This window comes from Mesorhizobium sp. M0761 (assembly GCF_040320205.1).
Taxonomy (GTDB): Bacteria; Pseudomonadota; Alphaproteobacteria; order Rhizobiales; family Rhizobiaceae; genus Mesorhizobium.
The window spans coordinates 46,733-61,107 of the sequence record NZ_JAMYPF010000029.1 but is presented as its reverse complement, the minus strand read 5'-3'; the positions used below and the strand labels follow the sequence as shown (position 1 = coordinate 61,107).

The following is a 14,375-nucleotide window of genomic DNA, read 5'->3' as shown; positions in this document are numbered from 1 at the left end:
ACAACACCTCACCTCACCCCCCCCCCCCCTCCAAAGCCCCCCTCCCCCCCCCCGCCGCCGCCCCCCCCCCCCCCGCCCCCCCCCCCCCCCCCCCCCCCCAAGACCGGGGGTCTGCCCGGCAAGACCGGGGGTCTGCCCGGCAAGACCATACTGTGTGCGAATGACCGCCTGGCCTTCGGCGTGATGGCGGCAGCCTTCGCGAAAGGGCTGAAGATCGGCCGCAAGGCCGATTGCGACCTGCGTATCGCCGCCCATGACGACCATCCGCTGAGCCGCTACACCTGCCCCGCACTGACCACCATCGCGCAGGATTTTGCCGCCATGGCGGGGCGCAGCGTCGAGACACTGCTCGCTTTGCTCAACGAGGATAGGGCAAACGTCGCGCCGAAGGTCAGCCTCGACGCCGCCCTGGTGATGCGTCAGTCCGCTTGAGCCTTTCCAAAGGCGGGATCGAAGCTTCGCCACGCGGCAATGGCGGCGGCAACCGCCTGTCTCGCTGCCGGGCCGTGACGGCCCATCGAGACGAAGCCGTGGATCTGACCGGGCCAGTGTTCCAGCACGACCGGCACGCCGGCCTGCTGCAGACGCCTGGCATAGGCCTCGCCTTCGTCGGCGAGGATGTCGTGACCGGCGATGGCGATGAAGGTGGGCGGCGCACCGGCGAGGCTTTCCGCCTTCAGCGGTGAGGTACGCCAGTCGCCGATGTCGGCGGCATTGCGGACATAATGGTCGCGGAACCAGGCCATGGTCGAGGCGGTCAGGCCAAAGCCTATGGCGAAGCGGCGATAGCTGTCCGTCGTCTGCCCGGCATCGGTGTTGGGATAAAACAGAAGCTGCGCTGCCGGCGGATTTTTGTCCCCCCGCGTGAGCAGGCCGAGCACCGTGGCGAGATTGCCGCCGGCGCTGTCGCCGGCAACCGCGATGCGGGCAGCGTCGATGCCGAGTTCGTCCGCGGCGCTTTGCATGAAGGCAAGTGCCGCTCGGCAATCCTCTATTGCCGCCGGGAATTTGTGTTCCGGCGCCAGCCGGTAGTCGACGGAAACGACGACAGCGCCTGCCTCGTTGGCGAACCAGCGGCAGATCTCGTCATGCGAGTCGAGATTGCCGATCACCCAGCCGCCGCCATGGAGATAGAGCAGCGCCGGAGCGCCTGCCGAAGGCGCGCCCTGCCCGCGATAGATCCTGAGCCTAAGTGGTCCGCCGGGTTCGGCGACGATGCGCTCGCTGAGTGCTGCGACCGACTCACGCTCGCCTTGCAGGTTTGGGAAGCCCTCATTGTAGGCAAGGCGCGCCTGTTCTGGCGTTCCCGTTTCGAACGGCGGCGCGCCGGCCTGGCTGCCGAGCTCGAGCACATGCCGGGCCTCCGGATCGAGTGTCGACGGGGACGGTGGCGATGTCACGGACGAACCTCCCGTCAGGCAAGCAGGGTTGCGGCTTCGTCTTCGCCAAGCAGCGGCGGCTGGTCGACCGTGCCGTTGACGGCAACCGAGCCACGGCTTTCGCCCGAAGCCAGGATCGCCTCCATGATCTCAAGCACATGCAGCGCCAGCTCACCCGAGGCGCGCGGCTTTCTGCCCGCGGCCAGCGCGCGCGCCAGATCGGCGACGCCGAGCATGCGGTAATTGGCGCGGTCGGGCGCGGAATAGGGCCAGTTGCGGTCGCCATAGAGTTCGCTGTCGCTGGCGAAATCGGCCCAGTCGGCGCCACGCTCCGACAGCGAAACGGTGCCGCCGAACGTGTCGGGGTCGGGCAGCCTGAGCGAGCCTTCGGTGCCGTGCAGTTCGATCGGATGGTTGGAGTGTTTGAAAACATCCCATGAGGCGCCGAAGGTGACGGTGGCGCCCGAGCGGAATTCGAGCAGCGATATTATGTTGGTCGGCGTGCCGACCTTGAATGTCGTGTTCTTGAACGGCCCGTCGGCCGTGATCAGCCTCTCCTCCTGGCCGCGCGTCGCCATCGCCATGACGCGCTCGACCGGTCCGAGCAGATTGACCAGCACGGTCAGGTAATAGGGACCCATGTCGAACACCGGACCGCCGCTGGGCTGATAATAGAATTGCGGATTGGGATGCCAGTGCTCCATGCCCCGTCCCATCATGAAAGCGGTGCCGGTCACCGGCTTGCCGATCGCGCCGTCATCCATCAGCCGGCGCGCGCGGCGGCCGGCTGCACCCAGGAATGTGTCCGGCGCCGAGCCGATCAGCAGGCCGCGCTTCGCGGCCTCGGCGACAAGGCGGCGGCCGTCGGCGGCGGAGGTTGCCAGCGGCTTTTCGGTGAAGACATGCTTGCCCGCCGAGAGCGCTGACAACGAAATGTCGAAATGCGCCGCGGGGATTGTCAGGTTCAGCACGAGGTCGATATCGGGGTCGGCGAGCAGCGCGTCAACGCCGAGGGCGCGGATGCCGTATTCCCTGGCGCGCAGCTCAGCCATGTCAGCGGAAATGTCGGCGCAGGCGCGTAGCTCGACACCACCGAAGAGCGCTGCATTGCGCAGATAGGTCATCGAGATGTTGCCGCAGCCGATGACACCGATGCCGAGCTTTGTCTCTGATTTTCCGTGCATTTCCAGCTTCCTCCGAAGCCAAGGGCATGCTGCGCGAACCGTTGCAGTTCCGACGATCCCCCAGCAATCCGCTATACAGGATTTTGAATGTTGACGCGCGTAAAATTTTTATAGAGCTTATGATAATTCTGGCGCGCACTGGGAGGCGGCCAGCGTGAGGAGGAGAACATGACCTGCATGAAAAACGGCCGACGGCCGCTGCGAAGCCCGTGGGTCATGCGCGTCTTCCGTCGCGCATCAGAGACCGGGACGGCTTCAGGCATAGATCACATTGGCCCCGACCCTATCAAGCTCGCTGCGTATTGGACCGGGCAGGCCATCGTCGGTGATCACCACGTCGACGGCCGACAGCGAAAATGCCTTGGACGTCCCGCTGACGCCCCATTTGCTCGAATCGGCGAGCAAGACAACGCGCCGGGCCATGCGAACGAGGTTTCGCTTCGTCCGCGCCATGTCTTCGTTCACGTCGACCACATCCAGTGACGAGTCTATCGCATGTGCCCCAACAAAGACCTGGTGCGCTACCAGGCCGCCGAGAGCCGTATCGGCATCGGTGATCAGCGTGCTCACCGTGTCGGGATAGACCCGGCCGCCGATCATATGAACGTCGAGCCCGGGACGATGCATAAGATGCTGCACGATATTCATGGCCGTGGCCGCGACCACGACATTGCTGAGCGGCGGTAACTGCATGGCAAGCTGCATCAAGGTCGAGCCACCGTCGAAGATGACCGATTGGTTGTCCTCGAACAGGTCCAGCGCCGCCCGGGCGATGCGCTTCTTTGCGTCGAGGTTCGTTTGCATCCGGCGGGCGAACGCGGCCGTCGTCGAATCGGTAGTCCGGGTCACCGCTCCTCCACGGGTCTTGGTCAGCAGTCCCTTGCGGTCCAGTATTTCGAGGTCGGAGCGCACCGTGACCTCCGACACGCCAAACCCGTCCGACAGGTCCTTGATGCGAACCTGTCCGCTGCGTTGCACCTCGCCCAGGATCGATTGGCGTCTCTGCTCCGACAACATTGCCCTGCCCTTGCCTTCCCGCGCCAGGCAATCGCCCTGGCCTTGGCTCACCTTACCGAAAATATGCAGATTCGAAAGCTTTCGAAAGATTGTTTTTCCTTTTTCTTTCGGAAACACTGGATCGAGCTTTTTTAAATCAACCGATCAGGGAATTTTGGACTCATGAGCCTAGGAACCAAGGTGCGCCTCGCGCGCCTCTTCTCGCATCCATCGGGGAACCTTTTTGGCGGCGCGGTCGACCACTTCGTCGGCTATGGCGACGTGCGCAAAGGCGGCCTTGCCGACCTGCCGGGTGCGCTCGCACGCGTCATGGCGGGCAAACCCGACTACGTCAGCATCCAGCCTGGCACCGCGCGCCATCTGTGGCCGCAATATGCGGGCAAAGCTTCCCTGGTGATTCAGGCGGGCTGCTTCACTGCGGACGATCGCATCAGCGAGTTGATCGCAACGCCCGAGGACGCGGTGCGCGCGGGGGCCGATGCGTTGGCCGTGGCCATTCCGGTGCGCGGCGCGACGGAGGGCAAATACATACGCTGGCTGACCGATTCGGTGAATGCGGCGGCCCGCTACGGCATGCCTGTGGTGGCGCATATCTACCCTCGCGATTTCACCGACGGGGCAAAGATCGTCTTCACGCCCGACGAGATCGCCTATGCGGCGCGCATCGGTTACGAGTCCGGCGTCGACGTGATCAAAATCGGCTACACCGGCGATTTCGAGTCGTTCCGGGAGACCGTCCGGACCTGCCCGGTGCCGGTTGTCATCGCGGGCGGTCCAAAGACCGATACGCTGCTCGGCGCGCTTCAGCAGACGGCGGACGCCATCCGTGCCGGCGCGCGCGGCGCCGTGGTCGGCCGCAATCTCTGGGGGCACGGCGATCCGGAGAAGGCAGCGCTTGCCTTTCGCGGCGTCATCCATGACGGCCTTTCGGCGCAAGACGCCCTGGCGAAGGCGGGCGCCTGAACGATGCCCACCATCCCCTCAATCCTCGGCTTCGGCGCTATTGCGATCGACGACATCGTCTACGTCGATCAGCCATTGTCGGCGGGCAAGGGTAAGGTTCTGCAAAGTACCCGCGCCTTCGGGGGAAATGTCGCGACGGCGCTGGCCGCCGTCGCGCGGCTCGGCGGAACCGCCGGGTTCGTCGGATGGCTGGCCAGTGCCGCGGACAACGCGGTGCAGCTCGATCTCGTGGCGAGCGGTATTGAAACCGCATTCGCGCCGCGCCATCCCGACGCGCGCCCGGTGCACTCGCGGATCACCGTCGGCTCGGACGGGGAAAGGTTCATCGCGTATGACGACGATGCGATGCTGGGCACCGCTCCGGACTTTCCGGACGATATCCTCAGCCGCGCAACCGTCCTGATCGTAGATAGCTATGCGACCGGGTCTCTGGATGTCGTGGCTCGGGCTCGCGATCTCGGCCTTGCGATCCTCGGCGATATCGAATGGAGCAGCGGCCCCGCCACGGAGCGGCTGATCGCGCTCTGCGACCATCTCATTCTTCCACTTAGCTTTGCACGGACTGCCACGGGGCGCCGATCGCCTGCCGAGATGCTCGATGCCTTGTGGTTGCCGTCGCGGTCCGCGGTGGTTCTGACCGATGGCGGCAGGGGTGTGTACTATCGCGGCCGTGAAGAGACAGGTCTCTGGCACCTGCCCCCGCACCGGGTTGCGGTCGTCGACTCCACAGGCGCGGGTGACTGCTTTCATGGCGCCTATGCCCATGCGTTGACGCGCGGAGCCGACACCGCGGGCCGGATCGCATTCGCGGCCGCGGCGGCGGCCGTTTCGATAACGGGGCGTGGCGGGCGCGAGGCGCTTCCGACCGAGGAGCAGGTCACGCAACTCCTGGCATCGGCGAACGCGCCGTCAGCAGTCGACCTGAAAAATGCGCATGTGGATGCTGGAGTATGACCTGAAACGATCCGACGAAACATTTCGCAGGCGAACACAAGCCCAGGAGAATCATAAAAATCAGGGCTTATACTTGTGGAGGCAGGAATATGGCAGAAGTCATTCTTGAGAAGATCTGCAAAACCTACGGGAACAGTTTTCGCGCAATCGACCAGTTGAACCTGTCGGTCAAGGACGGCGAGTTCTTGATCCTCGTCGGGCCTTCCGGCTGCGGCAAATCCACGGCGTTGCGAATGATCGCGGGGTTGGAAGACATCACCAGCGGCAGCCTTCGGATCGGCGGGGTCGACGTCGTCGACATGCCGCCCAAGGACCGCGACATCGCGATGGTGTTCCAGAGCTACGCGCTCTACCCGCATATGACGGTATCCGAAAACATCGCCTTTTCGATGCGGCTGGCAGGCAAGCCGAAGGCCGAGCGCAAGAAGCGCGTGGACGAGATCGCCAAAACTCTTCAGCTGACGTCTTTGCTGGACAGCAAACCCGCGAACCTGTCAGGCGGGCAGCGTCAACGGGTTGCCATGGGCCGCGCCATGGTGCGCGAGCCGGCCGCCTTTCTCATGGACGAGCCGCTTTCCAATCTGGATGCGAAACTGCGTGTGCAAATGCGCGCCGAAATCACCAGCCTGCAAAAGCAGCTCGGCGTCACGACCATTTACGTGACCCACGATCAGATCGAAGCGATGACGATGGGCGACAGAGTCGCGGTGTTGAAAGGCGGTGTGCTGCAGCAGGTCGACACACCCAAGAGGCTCTATGAATCGCCGGTTAACGCCTTCGTTGCCGGCTTCATCGGCTCTCCTTCGATGAACCTTTTCGAGGCGACCCTGAAGGGCGGCGAGCTCGCTTTTCGCGACTTCGCCGTCCGGCTGCAGGATGCAGCCTTCGTGCGCAGGCCGGCCTTGAGGTCGTATGCGGGGCGCAAGGTCGTGTTCGGGATCAGACCGGAGGATCTTTATGACAGCAGCCTTGAATCCGGTCGCAAGTATCAGACGATACCGGCCAGGGTGACCTCGATCGAGGAACTCGGCTCCGAACAGATCGTCCACATGAACATCGACGCGGTCCGGGTGGACTCCGGCGATCCGGATGCGGTGGACGATTTCGGCCTGGCGTCGAACGCGGTGGCGAGGTTCGAGCCGATCAGCGCCGTCCGCTCCGGCTCGGAAATCCGGTTGGCCGTGGATGATGCCAAGTTCCATTTCTTCGATCCCGAAACGCATCTGGCGATCTGAAGATCTGCGGAAGACCGCGGGCGGGAGCGAGGTGCCTGCGGAAGATACAAGAAGGCTTCTGAATGAACAGACGATCGTCCGCATTGTGCGGCCGACCTTGAAGAAGGAGGAGAAAATGATGTTTCGGATACGACCCGCGATGCTGAAAATAGCCGCGGCCGCATGGTTGCTTGGTGCAACCGGCGCCATGGCGGACACGACGCTGGAATTCACCCAATGGTGGGAGCCCGAATTGCCGGCGGGATCGCTCAGGGCAATCATGAACGACTTCGAGGCTGCAAACCCCGGCATCAAGGTGACGCTGGTCAGCGGTCCCTATGCGACCACGCGAGACCAGATCTCGGTCGGCGCCGCAACCGGAACGCTCAGCGACGTCGTCGGTCTCGACGGCGCCTGGGTGAACAATCTGAACGCGCAGGGTGCGCTGGCCGACATGAACCCGATGATGGATGCGAGCGGGTTCGACAAGACCCAGGTCGCGGATATCATCAAGGTGGACGGCAAGGCGGTGATGTTTCCCGTGGCTTCGTTCGTCTATCCGGTCTTCGTCAATCTGGACCTCGCCGCCCAGGCAGGCGTCACCAAGCTGCCGTCGACCCGCGCGGAGTTTCTCGAAGCCGCCAAGAAGATGACCCATGCCGACAAGAACCAGTATGGCTGGGTGCTGCCCCTGTCGCTGCAAACGCCGTCCGGTGTCCAGAACGACCTGATGTCGTGGGTCTGGGCCTCGGGTCAATCGATGATGGCTGAAGGCAAGCCGGCTCTCGAGGGCAAGCCGGTCGTCGATATGCTCACTTTCGTCAAATCGCTGAACGACGCCGGCGTCATCTCGCCCGGCATTGCCACCAAGACCGAGCAGGAGAAGGTCGAGGAATTCGTCAACGATCGGGTCGGAATGATGATCGACTCGCTCGCCCATGTGAATCTCATCCGCAAACGCAATCCCAAGCTGAACTTCGACCTCATCCCGGTCCCGGTCGTGGCGGACTACAGCGGCAAGCGCGGCCTTCCCTATGCCTCCTGGGGCATCGGCATCTCTGCCGCCTCGAAACATCAGGATGAAGCCTGGAAGCTCGTCCAATATCTGATGAGCGAGAAGGTGAATGCCAAGCTCGTGTCGCTTGCAAACGCCTTCCCGGGCAACGTCAACGCCAAGCCCGATTTCGTGACCTCGGACAAGGCTTTCGCCAAGGCTTTCGAAATCTTCAAGACCGGCTATCTCGCCAACGAGTTCACGGGCCTGCCGGTGGCTGAAGACCTGATGACCCAGTTCGACGTGGAGGCTCAGAAGATGCTTGCCGGCGAGCAGTCTCCGGAACAAGCCGCAACCAACGCTCAAAAGGGCTGGACGGCGAAATTCTGAGCGGCCCATTGCCCGTTTGCTATCTTCCACCGGGTGGCCCGGCCTCGGCCAGGCCACCCGTCAACAACGGATCGGCAATTTGAGATGGACCTGTTTTTGAAGCGCACCTTCCTCCTGAAGGCACATCCCAGAGGTCGCACATGACCGGGCAGAAGCGCTCCCACCATCGACTGAAACGAGCGGTCGCACCCTATCTCTATCTGTCACCATCGCTCCTCATAATCGGCCTTCTGATGCTGCTGCCGATGGTGACGGTGATTGGCTATTCGTTCCAGAACAGCGCGGTGCTGCGTCGCGACCCGTCCTTTGCCGGACTGAAACACTACCAGGCGATCTTTGCCGATCCGGTGTTCTGGGCCTCGCTGTGGCACACGCTCTACTTCACCTGCATGAGTGTCGTCTTCCATATGACCATCGGCATGCTCTTCGCACTCATGCTGAACAGCGACCGCATCAATCCGACGCTGCGCAACATCCTGCGCGTGCTGTACATACTGCCCTGGCTGTTCACCGCGGTGATTATCGCGGTGATCTGGCGCCTTCTGCTTGAGCCGAATGGTGTCGTGAACAGTGTTCTCATGCAGATGGGCATCATCGGTTCCAAGGTCGAGTGGTTTTCCTCGCCCGCGACCGCGCTGCACGCCGTCACCTTCGCCAATATCTGGGCGGGCTACCCGCTTTTCATGGTCAGCCTGCTCGCAGGCTTGCAGGGCATTCCCAAGGATTTCTACGAGGCCGCCGATATCGACGGCGCGAAGGCCTACCAGAAGCTGATCTTCATCACCATACCGCAGCTGATGCCGATCATCATCAGCATCTCGCTGCTCGACTTCATCTGGACCATGCAGGTCTTTCCATTGATCTGGATAACGACGGGTGGCGGTCCGATCTACTCGACCGAGGTCCTCAGCACCTACACGTACAAGCTGGCGTTTTCGAGCTACAACCTGTCGCAGGCCTCGGCGAGCGCCGTGGTCATCCTGCTGATCTCTCTCGGCCTGACGCTGTTCTACATCCGCTATCAAAAGGCTCGGTAGTCACATGAGGAAAATGCACACGCCGAAAGACAGGCTGATCACCGCCGCGCTCCATGTCGCGCTTGCCGCAGGGCTCTTTTTCGCGGCCTTCCCGATCTACTGGATGCTGAGCAGCTCGTTCAAGTCGAACACCGAAATCTTCGCCCTGCCACCAACCGTCCTGCCGAAGGCCTTCACGCTGGAAGCGTATGCGGCCATCCTGGGCGACCCGGTAAAGCTGCGCTTCTTCTTCAACAGCTACTTCGTGGCCGGAGCGGTGACCGTGCTGACGGTGCTGATCGCCTTGCTGGCGGCCTATGGGTTCAGCCGTTTCAATTTCCGCGGCAAGGGCAGCCTCAACACTCTCATCATCAGCACGCAGACGATCCCGCCGATCACGCTTTTGATCCCCTTTTTCGGGCTTGTCGTCTCGTATGGCATCTTCGACACCTATGTCGCGCTGATCCTGACCTATCTGGTGTTTACGCTGCCCTATGCGATCCTGCTGATGACGGGATATCTGAACACCTTACCCCGCGACCTCGATGAAGCGGTGGCTGTCGACGGCGGCACCAGTTGGACCGCGCTGTGGCGGGTGATCGTGCCGATTTCACTGCCCGGTATCGTGGCGACGTCGGTCTACACCTTCCTGTTGTGCTGGAACGAATTTCTCTTTGCGCTGACGCTGACGAAGTCAACGTCCATGCGCACCGTCCCGATCGGCATCCAGCTGTTGATGGGACAACACGCCTTCGAATGGAACCAGATGATGGCGATGAGCGTGCTCGGCTCGCTGCCGCTCCTGGTCATCTACCTGGTTGCCCAGAGGTTCTTCCTCGCCGGCATGACCGCAGGGTCGGTCAAATAGGATGTCCCTCCAACGGAGAGTGGAATCAAGAAACGAAAGGATGACCGTGAAAGACCTGAAAGTCGGTTGCCAGACCTTTACCTGGGAAATGCTCGGCGACCGTTTTGCCGGCAGCCCGGACGATCTGCTCAAGGCGATCGCCGATGGCGGCTATGCCGGCATCGAGATCACCGACACGATGATCGGCCGCTATGCCGGCAAGCCAACGGAGTTCGCCGCCGCGCTGAAGTCATCCGGGCTGACGCTCGTCTCCTTCGCCTTCGGCTCCAAGAGCGGTTTCACGCTCAGGGATGAGATCGGCGCCGACCTGGAGACCGCCAAACGCTGGATCGACTTCGCCGCCGCCTTTCCCGGCGCGCTGGTGTCGATGGGCTCGGCCACGATCGTTTCCGACGGGCCGCGCGACGACAAGTTTGCCATCGCCGCCGAGGTCTACAACAAAGCCGGCGAGCTCGGGCGCGAGGCCGGCGTCCAGGTCGCGGTGCATCCAAGCTCGCATCACAACACGCTGCTGTTCGACCGCGCCGACTATGATCGCATCTTCGGGCTGGTCGACGCCTCGCTGGTCGGCTGGGTGCCGGACACCGGCCACATCTTGCGCGGCGGCCAGGACATGGCGGATACGCTCACCACTTATCGCGACCGCATCCGCTATGTGCATCTGAAGGATGTCGACGCGAATGGAACCTGGGCGATGCTCGGCCAGGGCGTCTGTGACACGGCGAAGGTGATCGAGATCGCTGGTGCTGCACCCAATTTTAACGGCTGGCTGGTGCTGGAGGAAGAGTCCGAAACGGCCGCCGCCGACCCTGCCGGCGCCGTCAAAACCAACCGCCAGACAATGCGCGGCTACGGAGCCTGAGACGATGACGACGAACAAGCCCCTGTCCGGCCCCGCCGCATTTGCCGCCCTGCCGCGCAACCGGCTTATCGGCGAGTTTTCGCTGTGGTCGGCCGACCTCGCCAATATGGAGCGCGATTTGAAGCGCATCGAGACCCATGCCGATGTTCATCATATCGACGTCGCCGACGCCCGATTCACCCCTGGCTTTCTGTTCTTCCCGGACCTGGTGGCGCGCATCGCCAAGCTCACCGCGAAGCCTATCCATGTCCATTTGATGGTCGAAGCCGAGATCGTCGAGGAACAGACGCGCCAGTTCATCGAGGCCGGCGCCGACCTGATCAGCGTGCATGCCGAAAACGGCGAGACCGGTCTGCGGGCCGTGCGGCTGGCGCGTGAACTCGGGGCCGAGGCCGGCGTGGTGCTGCGGCTGGAAACACCGGTCGCGGCCGTCACGCCCTTCCTGCCGGAAGTGGCGTTCGTGACGCTGCTCGGCACTTCCATCGGCGTCAAGGGCCAAAGCCTGTCGGAGCAGGCGTGTCCGCGCCTGATCGAGGCGCGCGTGCTGATGCGCAAAGCCGGCCGCGAGGCCGACATCGTGCTCGCCGCCGATGGCGGCATCCGCCACGAGACCGTGCCCTTACTGCGCGCCGCAGGTGCGGAGACCGTGGTGCTGGGCTCGCTGGCCTTCGGCGATCCCGACCTTGCCCGGCGCATGGCCTGGCTGCACGGGCTGGAGGTCGCCGCCTGATGACCAAGCTTGCGCTGGCCTTCGATCTCGGCGGCACGGCGCTGCGCGGTGCGCTGGTCGAAAGCGATGGCCGCATCGTCGCTCATGCTTCAGCGCCGACGCTTGCCGGTGCGGGATCCGAGGCGGTGATCGGCCAGATCGTCGCTCTGGCAGGCACGCTGCTTAGGGAACACCCGCAGGCAAACGTCGCCGGCATCGGCGTCGGCGCGCCGGGACCGCTCGACCCCAAGGCGGGCATCGTGATCGCGCCGCCGACGCTGGCCGGCTGGCACGACGTGCCGCTGATCGACATTCTGGGGCAGCATTTCGGCCTGCCGGTGCGGCTGGAAAACGACGCCAATGCGGCGGCGCTCGGCGAATGGCGTTTTGGCGCCGGACGCGGCAGCGGATCGCTGGTGTTCGTGACCGTATCGACCGGCATTGGCGGCGGCGTCGTCGCCGATGGCCACGTCTATCACGGCAGGCGCGGACTGGCGGCTGAGATCGGCCACATGACCATCACCGGTGAAGGCGACCGCTGCTTTTGCGGCGCCATCGGCTGCTTCGAGGCCGTTGCCTCCGGAACCGCGCTCGGCCGCCGCGCCACGCGACTGACCGCGCCGGGCGACGGCTCGCTCTTACGACGGCTGTCAAATGACGGTGACGTCTCGGCCAGGCATGTCGTAGAGGCTGCCAAGGCCGGCGACGCCAACGCTCTCGACCTGATCGAGGCGGAAGCAAAATGGCTGGGCATCGGCTTCACCAATCTCTTGCATCTCTATTCGCCCGATCTGATTGTCATGGGTGGCGGCCTTTCCAACGGGTTCGACCTTCTGGCACCGTCGATCAGAGCGGTCATCCAGCAGCGAGCGATGCCGGCCTATCGCGACGTGCCGGTCGTGCAGGCTGAACTCGGCGACCGCGCCGGGCTGATCGGCGCCGCGAGCCTGATCCTGTGGGAAGGCGAACCGGGTGCGCCGCTGGCGATGGCGCAGGACGACAAGGACAGAGGCGCGACCCCCGATGCCACGGAGGCACGCCATGGCTGAACTCGAGCTGCGCGGCGCGCGCGAAGATGGTGAATGGTCCAGTTTTGAATGCAGCGCCAGGTCCCCGAAGAGGACCCCTACCCTTCGCGATTCCAGCTGGCGTATTTTCGGATCGTTTGCCGCTTGTCTTCCGACAAGCCAACAAGGAGACTCTCCTCGAGATAGCCTTGCCGGATGAGATTGGCGAAGACCTGTATTAGCTGTGAATAGCGATAGTCGAACATCTGGTCGATCTTCCGTCGCTGCTGCCGCAGAAAGTCTTCGACATCCCACATTTCGGAAGGCGTTGCCGCAACGTGGGCCCTGCTCTTGAGTTCAGCCAACGTCTTGTCGAGCGCCACCTTCAGCGCTGCGTCATAGGCAGTGCGGGCGACTTTCTTTTCGGACGGAGACCATTTCTCATCAGCGGTCATCGACTGTCTCTATCGTGTTCGCGGCGGCCGTCATCCGGTAACCCTGGGACGCAGGACCCCGCCTTTGGGACCAATCTACTTTCCGCAATGGTGATCGTTGACCTTGTTCAGCGCATTCGCGTCCGGCCCGACCCGGTCGTAAGAGCACGGGCCGGCCGCCGTGGTGATCAGCATTTTGTCATAGTAGCGCGGGCCGCCGAACAGGGCGTAGATGAGGTCGCGATGGGCGGGGACGTAGCGTTCGGGTTCTGGCTGACGATGGCGATGCTTGTCTTTGGCGACAGCCGCTGTGGACAGGCTGCAGCCGACAGCGAGAGCGAGCATGCAGGTCGCAAAGATCTTGGTGATCATCGGCAGTACCCCTTCTGACGGTTCGGAATCGCAGCATATCCAAAAGCGCCTGCCGAACAAAGGTTCCCTCGCCGGCATTGCCGGCCGGTGCCGAAATCAGCCCGCACTGCGCGCGCGCCGCCGTTCGGCTGCAACCAGGAGGTCGACGAAAGCGCGCACCTTGGCCGGCCTGAAGCGCGCCGGCGGGAAGACGGCATGGATGCCACCGGACGGCAAGGTCCAGTCCGCGAACACCCGCACCAGCCGGCCGCGCGCAATGTCGTCGGCGACGCTGTAATCCGGAAAGATGCCGAGGCCGATGCCGGCCAGCACGCAGGACAGCACGCCTGGTGTCTTGTCGCAGCTGACGACGGGGTTGAGTTCGGCCAGCACCGTTTCCGTGCCCCTCGAGAACAGCCATTGGCCGACCCCGCGCAACTGGGCGTTGCCGACCCAGGGCAGCGACTTCGCCTGCCTGGGGCTGGCTTCCCCAGGCAGCCTGGCGGCCAGTTCCGGGCTGGCGACGACGAATTGCTGCAGGCTGCCCAGCCGCCGCGCCAGATTGCTGGAATCGGCAAGCCAGCCGACGCGGATGCCAAGATCGATCTGCTCGTCGACCAGATTGCTGACCGCATCGTCGAAGATCGTCTCGACCCGCATTTTCGGGTATTTTCTGATGTAGGCGGCGATGGTCGGCGCCACGACCTTCTCGCCATAGTCGAGCGGCGCCGTCAGCCGCAGCGTCCCCGTCGGCTGCGCCGCGCGCTGCGAAATGTCGCCATAGGCTGCCTCCGCCTCGCGCAGGATGATCGCGGTCCGGTCATAGAACAGACGACCCTCTTCGGTCGCCGTCACGCGCCGGGTCGTGCGCCGCAACAGCGTAGCGCCAAGCTCTTCTTCGAGCTTGCCGACCTGATGGCTGACCACAGCCTTGGCAACATCGAGACGGTCGGCAGCGGCCGTGAACGAGCCGGTCTCCACCACGGTGGCGAAGTAAACGAGCCGGTTGAGATTGAGGAGTTCGGTCACAGGC

At 63.5% G+C, this 14,375-nt stretch carries 15 protein-coding genes and 1 pseudogene; 10 read left to right on the top strand and 6 right to left on the bottom strand.

The genetic code is table 11. The annotated features are described in order from the left end of the window. Nucleotides 1-126: 126 nt before the first annotated feature. Nucleotides 127-432: pseudogene (locus NKI32_RS29860) on the top strand (substrate-binding domain-containing protein); the annotation flags it as partial. Here the strand turns inward: NKI32_RS29860 and NKI32_RS29855 are convergent. The 3 genes from NKI32_RS29855 to NKI32_RS29845 all read right to left on the bottom strand — a co-directional run bounded on the left by NKI32_RS29855 (nucleotide 420) and on the right by NKI32_RS29845 (nucleotide 3,580). After that, entirely contained in the window at nucleotides 420-1,400 is a 981-nt protein-coding gene (locus tag NKI32_RS29855; RefSeq protein ID WP_353004925.1) for an alpha/beta hydrolase, read from the bottom strand. The pseudogene NKI32_RS29860 and the gene NKI32_RS29855 sit on opposite strands and share 13 nt — an antisense overlap. 14 nt (nucleotides 1,401-1,414) lie before the next feature. Then, nucleotides 1,415-2,563 (bottom strand): Gfo/Idh/MocA family protein, encoded by a 1,149-nt coding sequence (locus NKI32_RS29850; protein WP_353004922.1) that lies wholly within the window; start codon nucleotides 2,561-2,563, stop codon nucleotides 1,415-1,417. A gap of 255 nt (nucleotides 2,564-2,818) precedes the next feature. Then, nucleotides 2,819-3,580: a DeoR/GlpR family DNA-binding transcription regulator gene (locus NKI32_RS29845; protein ID WP_353004932.1), complete on the bottom strand. Its 762-nt coding sequence runs from the start codon at nucleotides 3,578-3,580 to the stop codon at nucleotides 2,819-2,821. 162 nt (nucleotides 3,581-3,742) lie between these two features. Between NKI32_RS29845 and NKI32_RS29840 the strand changes: the two genes are divergently transcribed. From NKI32_RS29840 to NKI32_RS29800, 9 genes are all read left to right on the top strand, one after another. After that, complete coding sequence (locus NKI32_RS29840) at nucleotides 3,743-4,543, top strand: beta/alpha barrel domain-containing protein (protein WP_023692211.1); 801 nt, start codon at nucleotides 3,743-3,745, stop codon at nucleotides 4,541-4,543. A 3-nt stretch (nucleotides 4,544-4,546) separates the two neighbouring features. Next, the gene (locus NKI32_RS29835; protein WP_353004920.1) at nucleotides 4,547-5,497 is read left to right on the top strand and encodes a PfkB family carbohydrate kinase; all 951 of its coding nucleotides are present in this window, start codon (nucleotides 4,547-4,549) and stop codon (nucleotides 5,495-5,497) included. Nucleotides 5,498-5,586: 89 nt separating this feature from the next. Then, nucleotides 5,587-6,732, top strand: coding sequence for an ABC transporter ATP-binding protein (locus NKI32_RS29830; RefSeq protein ID WP_023686996.1), 1,146 nt, complete (start codon nucleotides 5,587-5,589; stop codon nucleotides 6,730-6,732). 115 nt (nucleotides 6,733-6,847) lie between these two features. Further along, nucleotides 6,848-8,095, top strand: a complete 1,248-nt coding sequence (locus NKI32_RS29825; RefSeq protein ID WP_023740601.1) for an ABC transporter substrate-binding protein — start codon at nucleotides 6,848-6,850, stop codon at nucleotides 8,093-8,095. A 140-nt stretch (nucleotides 8,096-8,235) separates the two neighbouring features. Next, the gene (locus tag NKI32_RS29820) at nucleotides 8,236-9,132 is read left to right on the top strand and encodes a carbohydrate ABC transporter permease (protein WP_023682645.1); all 897 of its coding nucleotides are present in this window, start codon (nucleotides 8,236-8,238) and stop codon (nucleotides 9,130-9,132) included. 4 nt (nucleotides 9,133-9,136) lie between these two features. After that, complete coding sequence (locus NKI32_RS29815) at nucleotides 9,137-9,979, top strand: carbohydrate ABC transporter permease (protein ID WP_023686993.1); 843 nt, start codon at nucleotides 9,137-9,139, stop codon at nucleotides 9,977-9,979. A gap of 40 nt (nucleotides 9,980-10,019) precedes the next feature. Further along, nucleotides 10,020-10,841 (top strand): sugar phosphate isomerase/epimerase family protein, encoded by an 822-nt coding sequence (locus NKI32_RS29810; RefSeq protein ID WP_353004918.1) that lies wholly within the window; start codon nucleotides 10,020-10,022, stop codon nucleotides 10,839-10,841. A gap of 4 nt (nucleotides 10,842-10,845) precedes the next feature. After that, nucleotides 10,846-11,571, top strand: coding sequence for a ribulose-phosphate 3-epimerase (locus NKI32_RS29805; RefSeq protein WP_031244068.1), 726 nt, complete (start codon nucleotides 10,846-10,848; stop codon nucleotides 11,569-11,571). Continuing rightward, a complete protein-coding gene (locus NKI32_RS29800) occupies nucleotides 11,571-12,599 on the top strand; it encodes an ROK family protein (RefSeq protein ID WP_353004916.1) in 1,029 nt (342 codons plus the stop codon). Before NKI32_RS29805 ends, NKI32_RS29800 begins: the two co-directional genes overlap by 1 nt. Before the next feature lie 77 nt (nucleotides 12,600-12,676). Here NKI32_RS29800 and frp read toward each other — a convergent pair whose 3' ends face one another. The 3 genes from frp to NKI32_RS29785 form a co-directional block, all read right to left on the bottom strand. Then, a complete protein-coding gene (frp, locus tag NKI32_RS29795) occupies nucleotides 12,677-13,012 on the bottom strand; it encodes a fluorescence recovery protein (protein WP_352787641.1) in 336 nt (111 codons plus the stop codon). Nucleotides 13,013-13,087: 75 nt separating this feature from the next. Beyond that, nucleotides 13,088-13,363 carry a hypothetical protein gene (locus tag NKI32_RS29790; RefSeq protein WP_353004914.1) on the bottom strand — a complete coding sequence of 92 codons (276 nt, stop codon included), beginning with the start codon at nucleotides 13,361-13,363 and terminating at the stop codon, nucleotides 13,088-13,090. A gap of 96 nt (nucleotides 13,364-13,459) precedes the next feature. Next, entirely contained in the window at nucleotides 13,460-14,371 is a 912-nt protein-coding gene (locus NKI32_RS29785) for a LysR substrate-binding domain-containing protein (RefSeq protein WP_023699792.1), read from the bottom strand. Nucleotides 14,372-14,375 lie beyond the last annotated feature (4 nt).

What these genes read in the sequence shown, in the direction of transcription:
- NKI32_RS29850 (WP_353004922.1), bottom strand. Translation starts at nt 2,563, where the DNA reads ATGCACGGAAAATCAGAGACAAAGCTCGGCATCGGTGTCATCGGCTGC.
- NKI32_RS29845 (WP_353004932.1), bottom strand. Translation starts at nt 3,580, where the DNA reads ATGTTGTCGGAGCAGAGACGCCAATCGATCCTGGGCGAGGTGCAACGC.
- NKI32_RS29840 (WP_023692211.1), top strand. Translation starts at nt 3,743, where the DNA reads ATGAGCCTAGGAACCAAGGTGCGCCTCGCGCGCCTCTTCTCGCATCCA.
- NKI32_RS29835 (WP_353004920.1), top strand. Translation starts at nt 4,547, where the DNA reads ATGCCCACCATCCCCTCAATCCTCGGCTTCGGCGCTATTGCGATCGAC.
- NKI32_RS29830 (WP_023686996.1), top strand. Translation starts at nt 5,587, where the DNA reads ATGGCAGAAGTCATTCTTGAGAAGATCTGCAAAACCTACGGGAACAGT.
- NKI32_RS29825 (WP_023740601.1), top strand. Translation starts at nt 6,848, where the DNA reads ATGATGTTTCGGATACGACCCGCGATGCTGAAAATAGCCGCGGCCGCA.
- NKI32_RS29820 (WP_023682645.1), top strand. Translation starts at nt 8,236, where the DNA reads ATGACCGGGCAGAAGCGCTCCCACCATCGACTGAAACGAGCGGTCGCA.
- NKI32_RS29815 (WP_023686993.1), top strand. Translation starts at nt 9,137, where the DNA reads ATGAGGAAAATGCACACGCCGAAAGACAGGCTGATCACCGCCGCGCTC.
- NKI32_RS29810 (WP_353004918.1), top strand. Translation starts at nt 10,020, where the DNA reads ATGACCGTGAAAGACCTGAAAGTCGGTTGCCAGACCTTTACCTGGGAA.
- NKI32_RS29805 (WP_031244068.1), top strand. Translation starts at nt 10,846, where the DNA reads ATGACGACGAACAAGCCCCTGTCCGGCCCCGCCGCATTTGCCGCCCTG.
- NKI32_RS29800 (WP_353004916.1), top strand. Translation starts at nt 11,571, where the DNA reads ATGACCAAGCTTGCGCTGGCCTTCGATCTCGGCGGCACGGCGCTGCGC.
- frp (WP_352787641.1), bottom strand. Translation starts at nt 13,012, where the DNA reads ATGACCGCTGATGAGAAATGGTCTCCGTCCGAAAAGAAAGTCGCCCGC.
- NKI32_RS29790 (WP_353004914.1), bottom strand. Translation starts at nt 13,363, where the DNA reads ATGATCACCAAGATCTTTGCGACCTGCATGCTCGCTCTCGCTGTCGGC.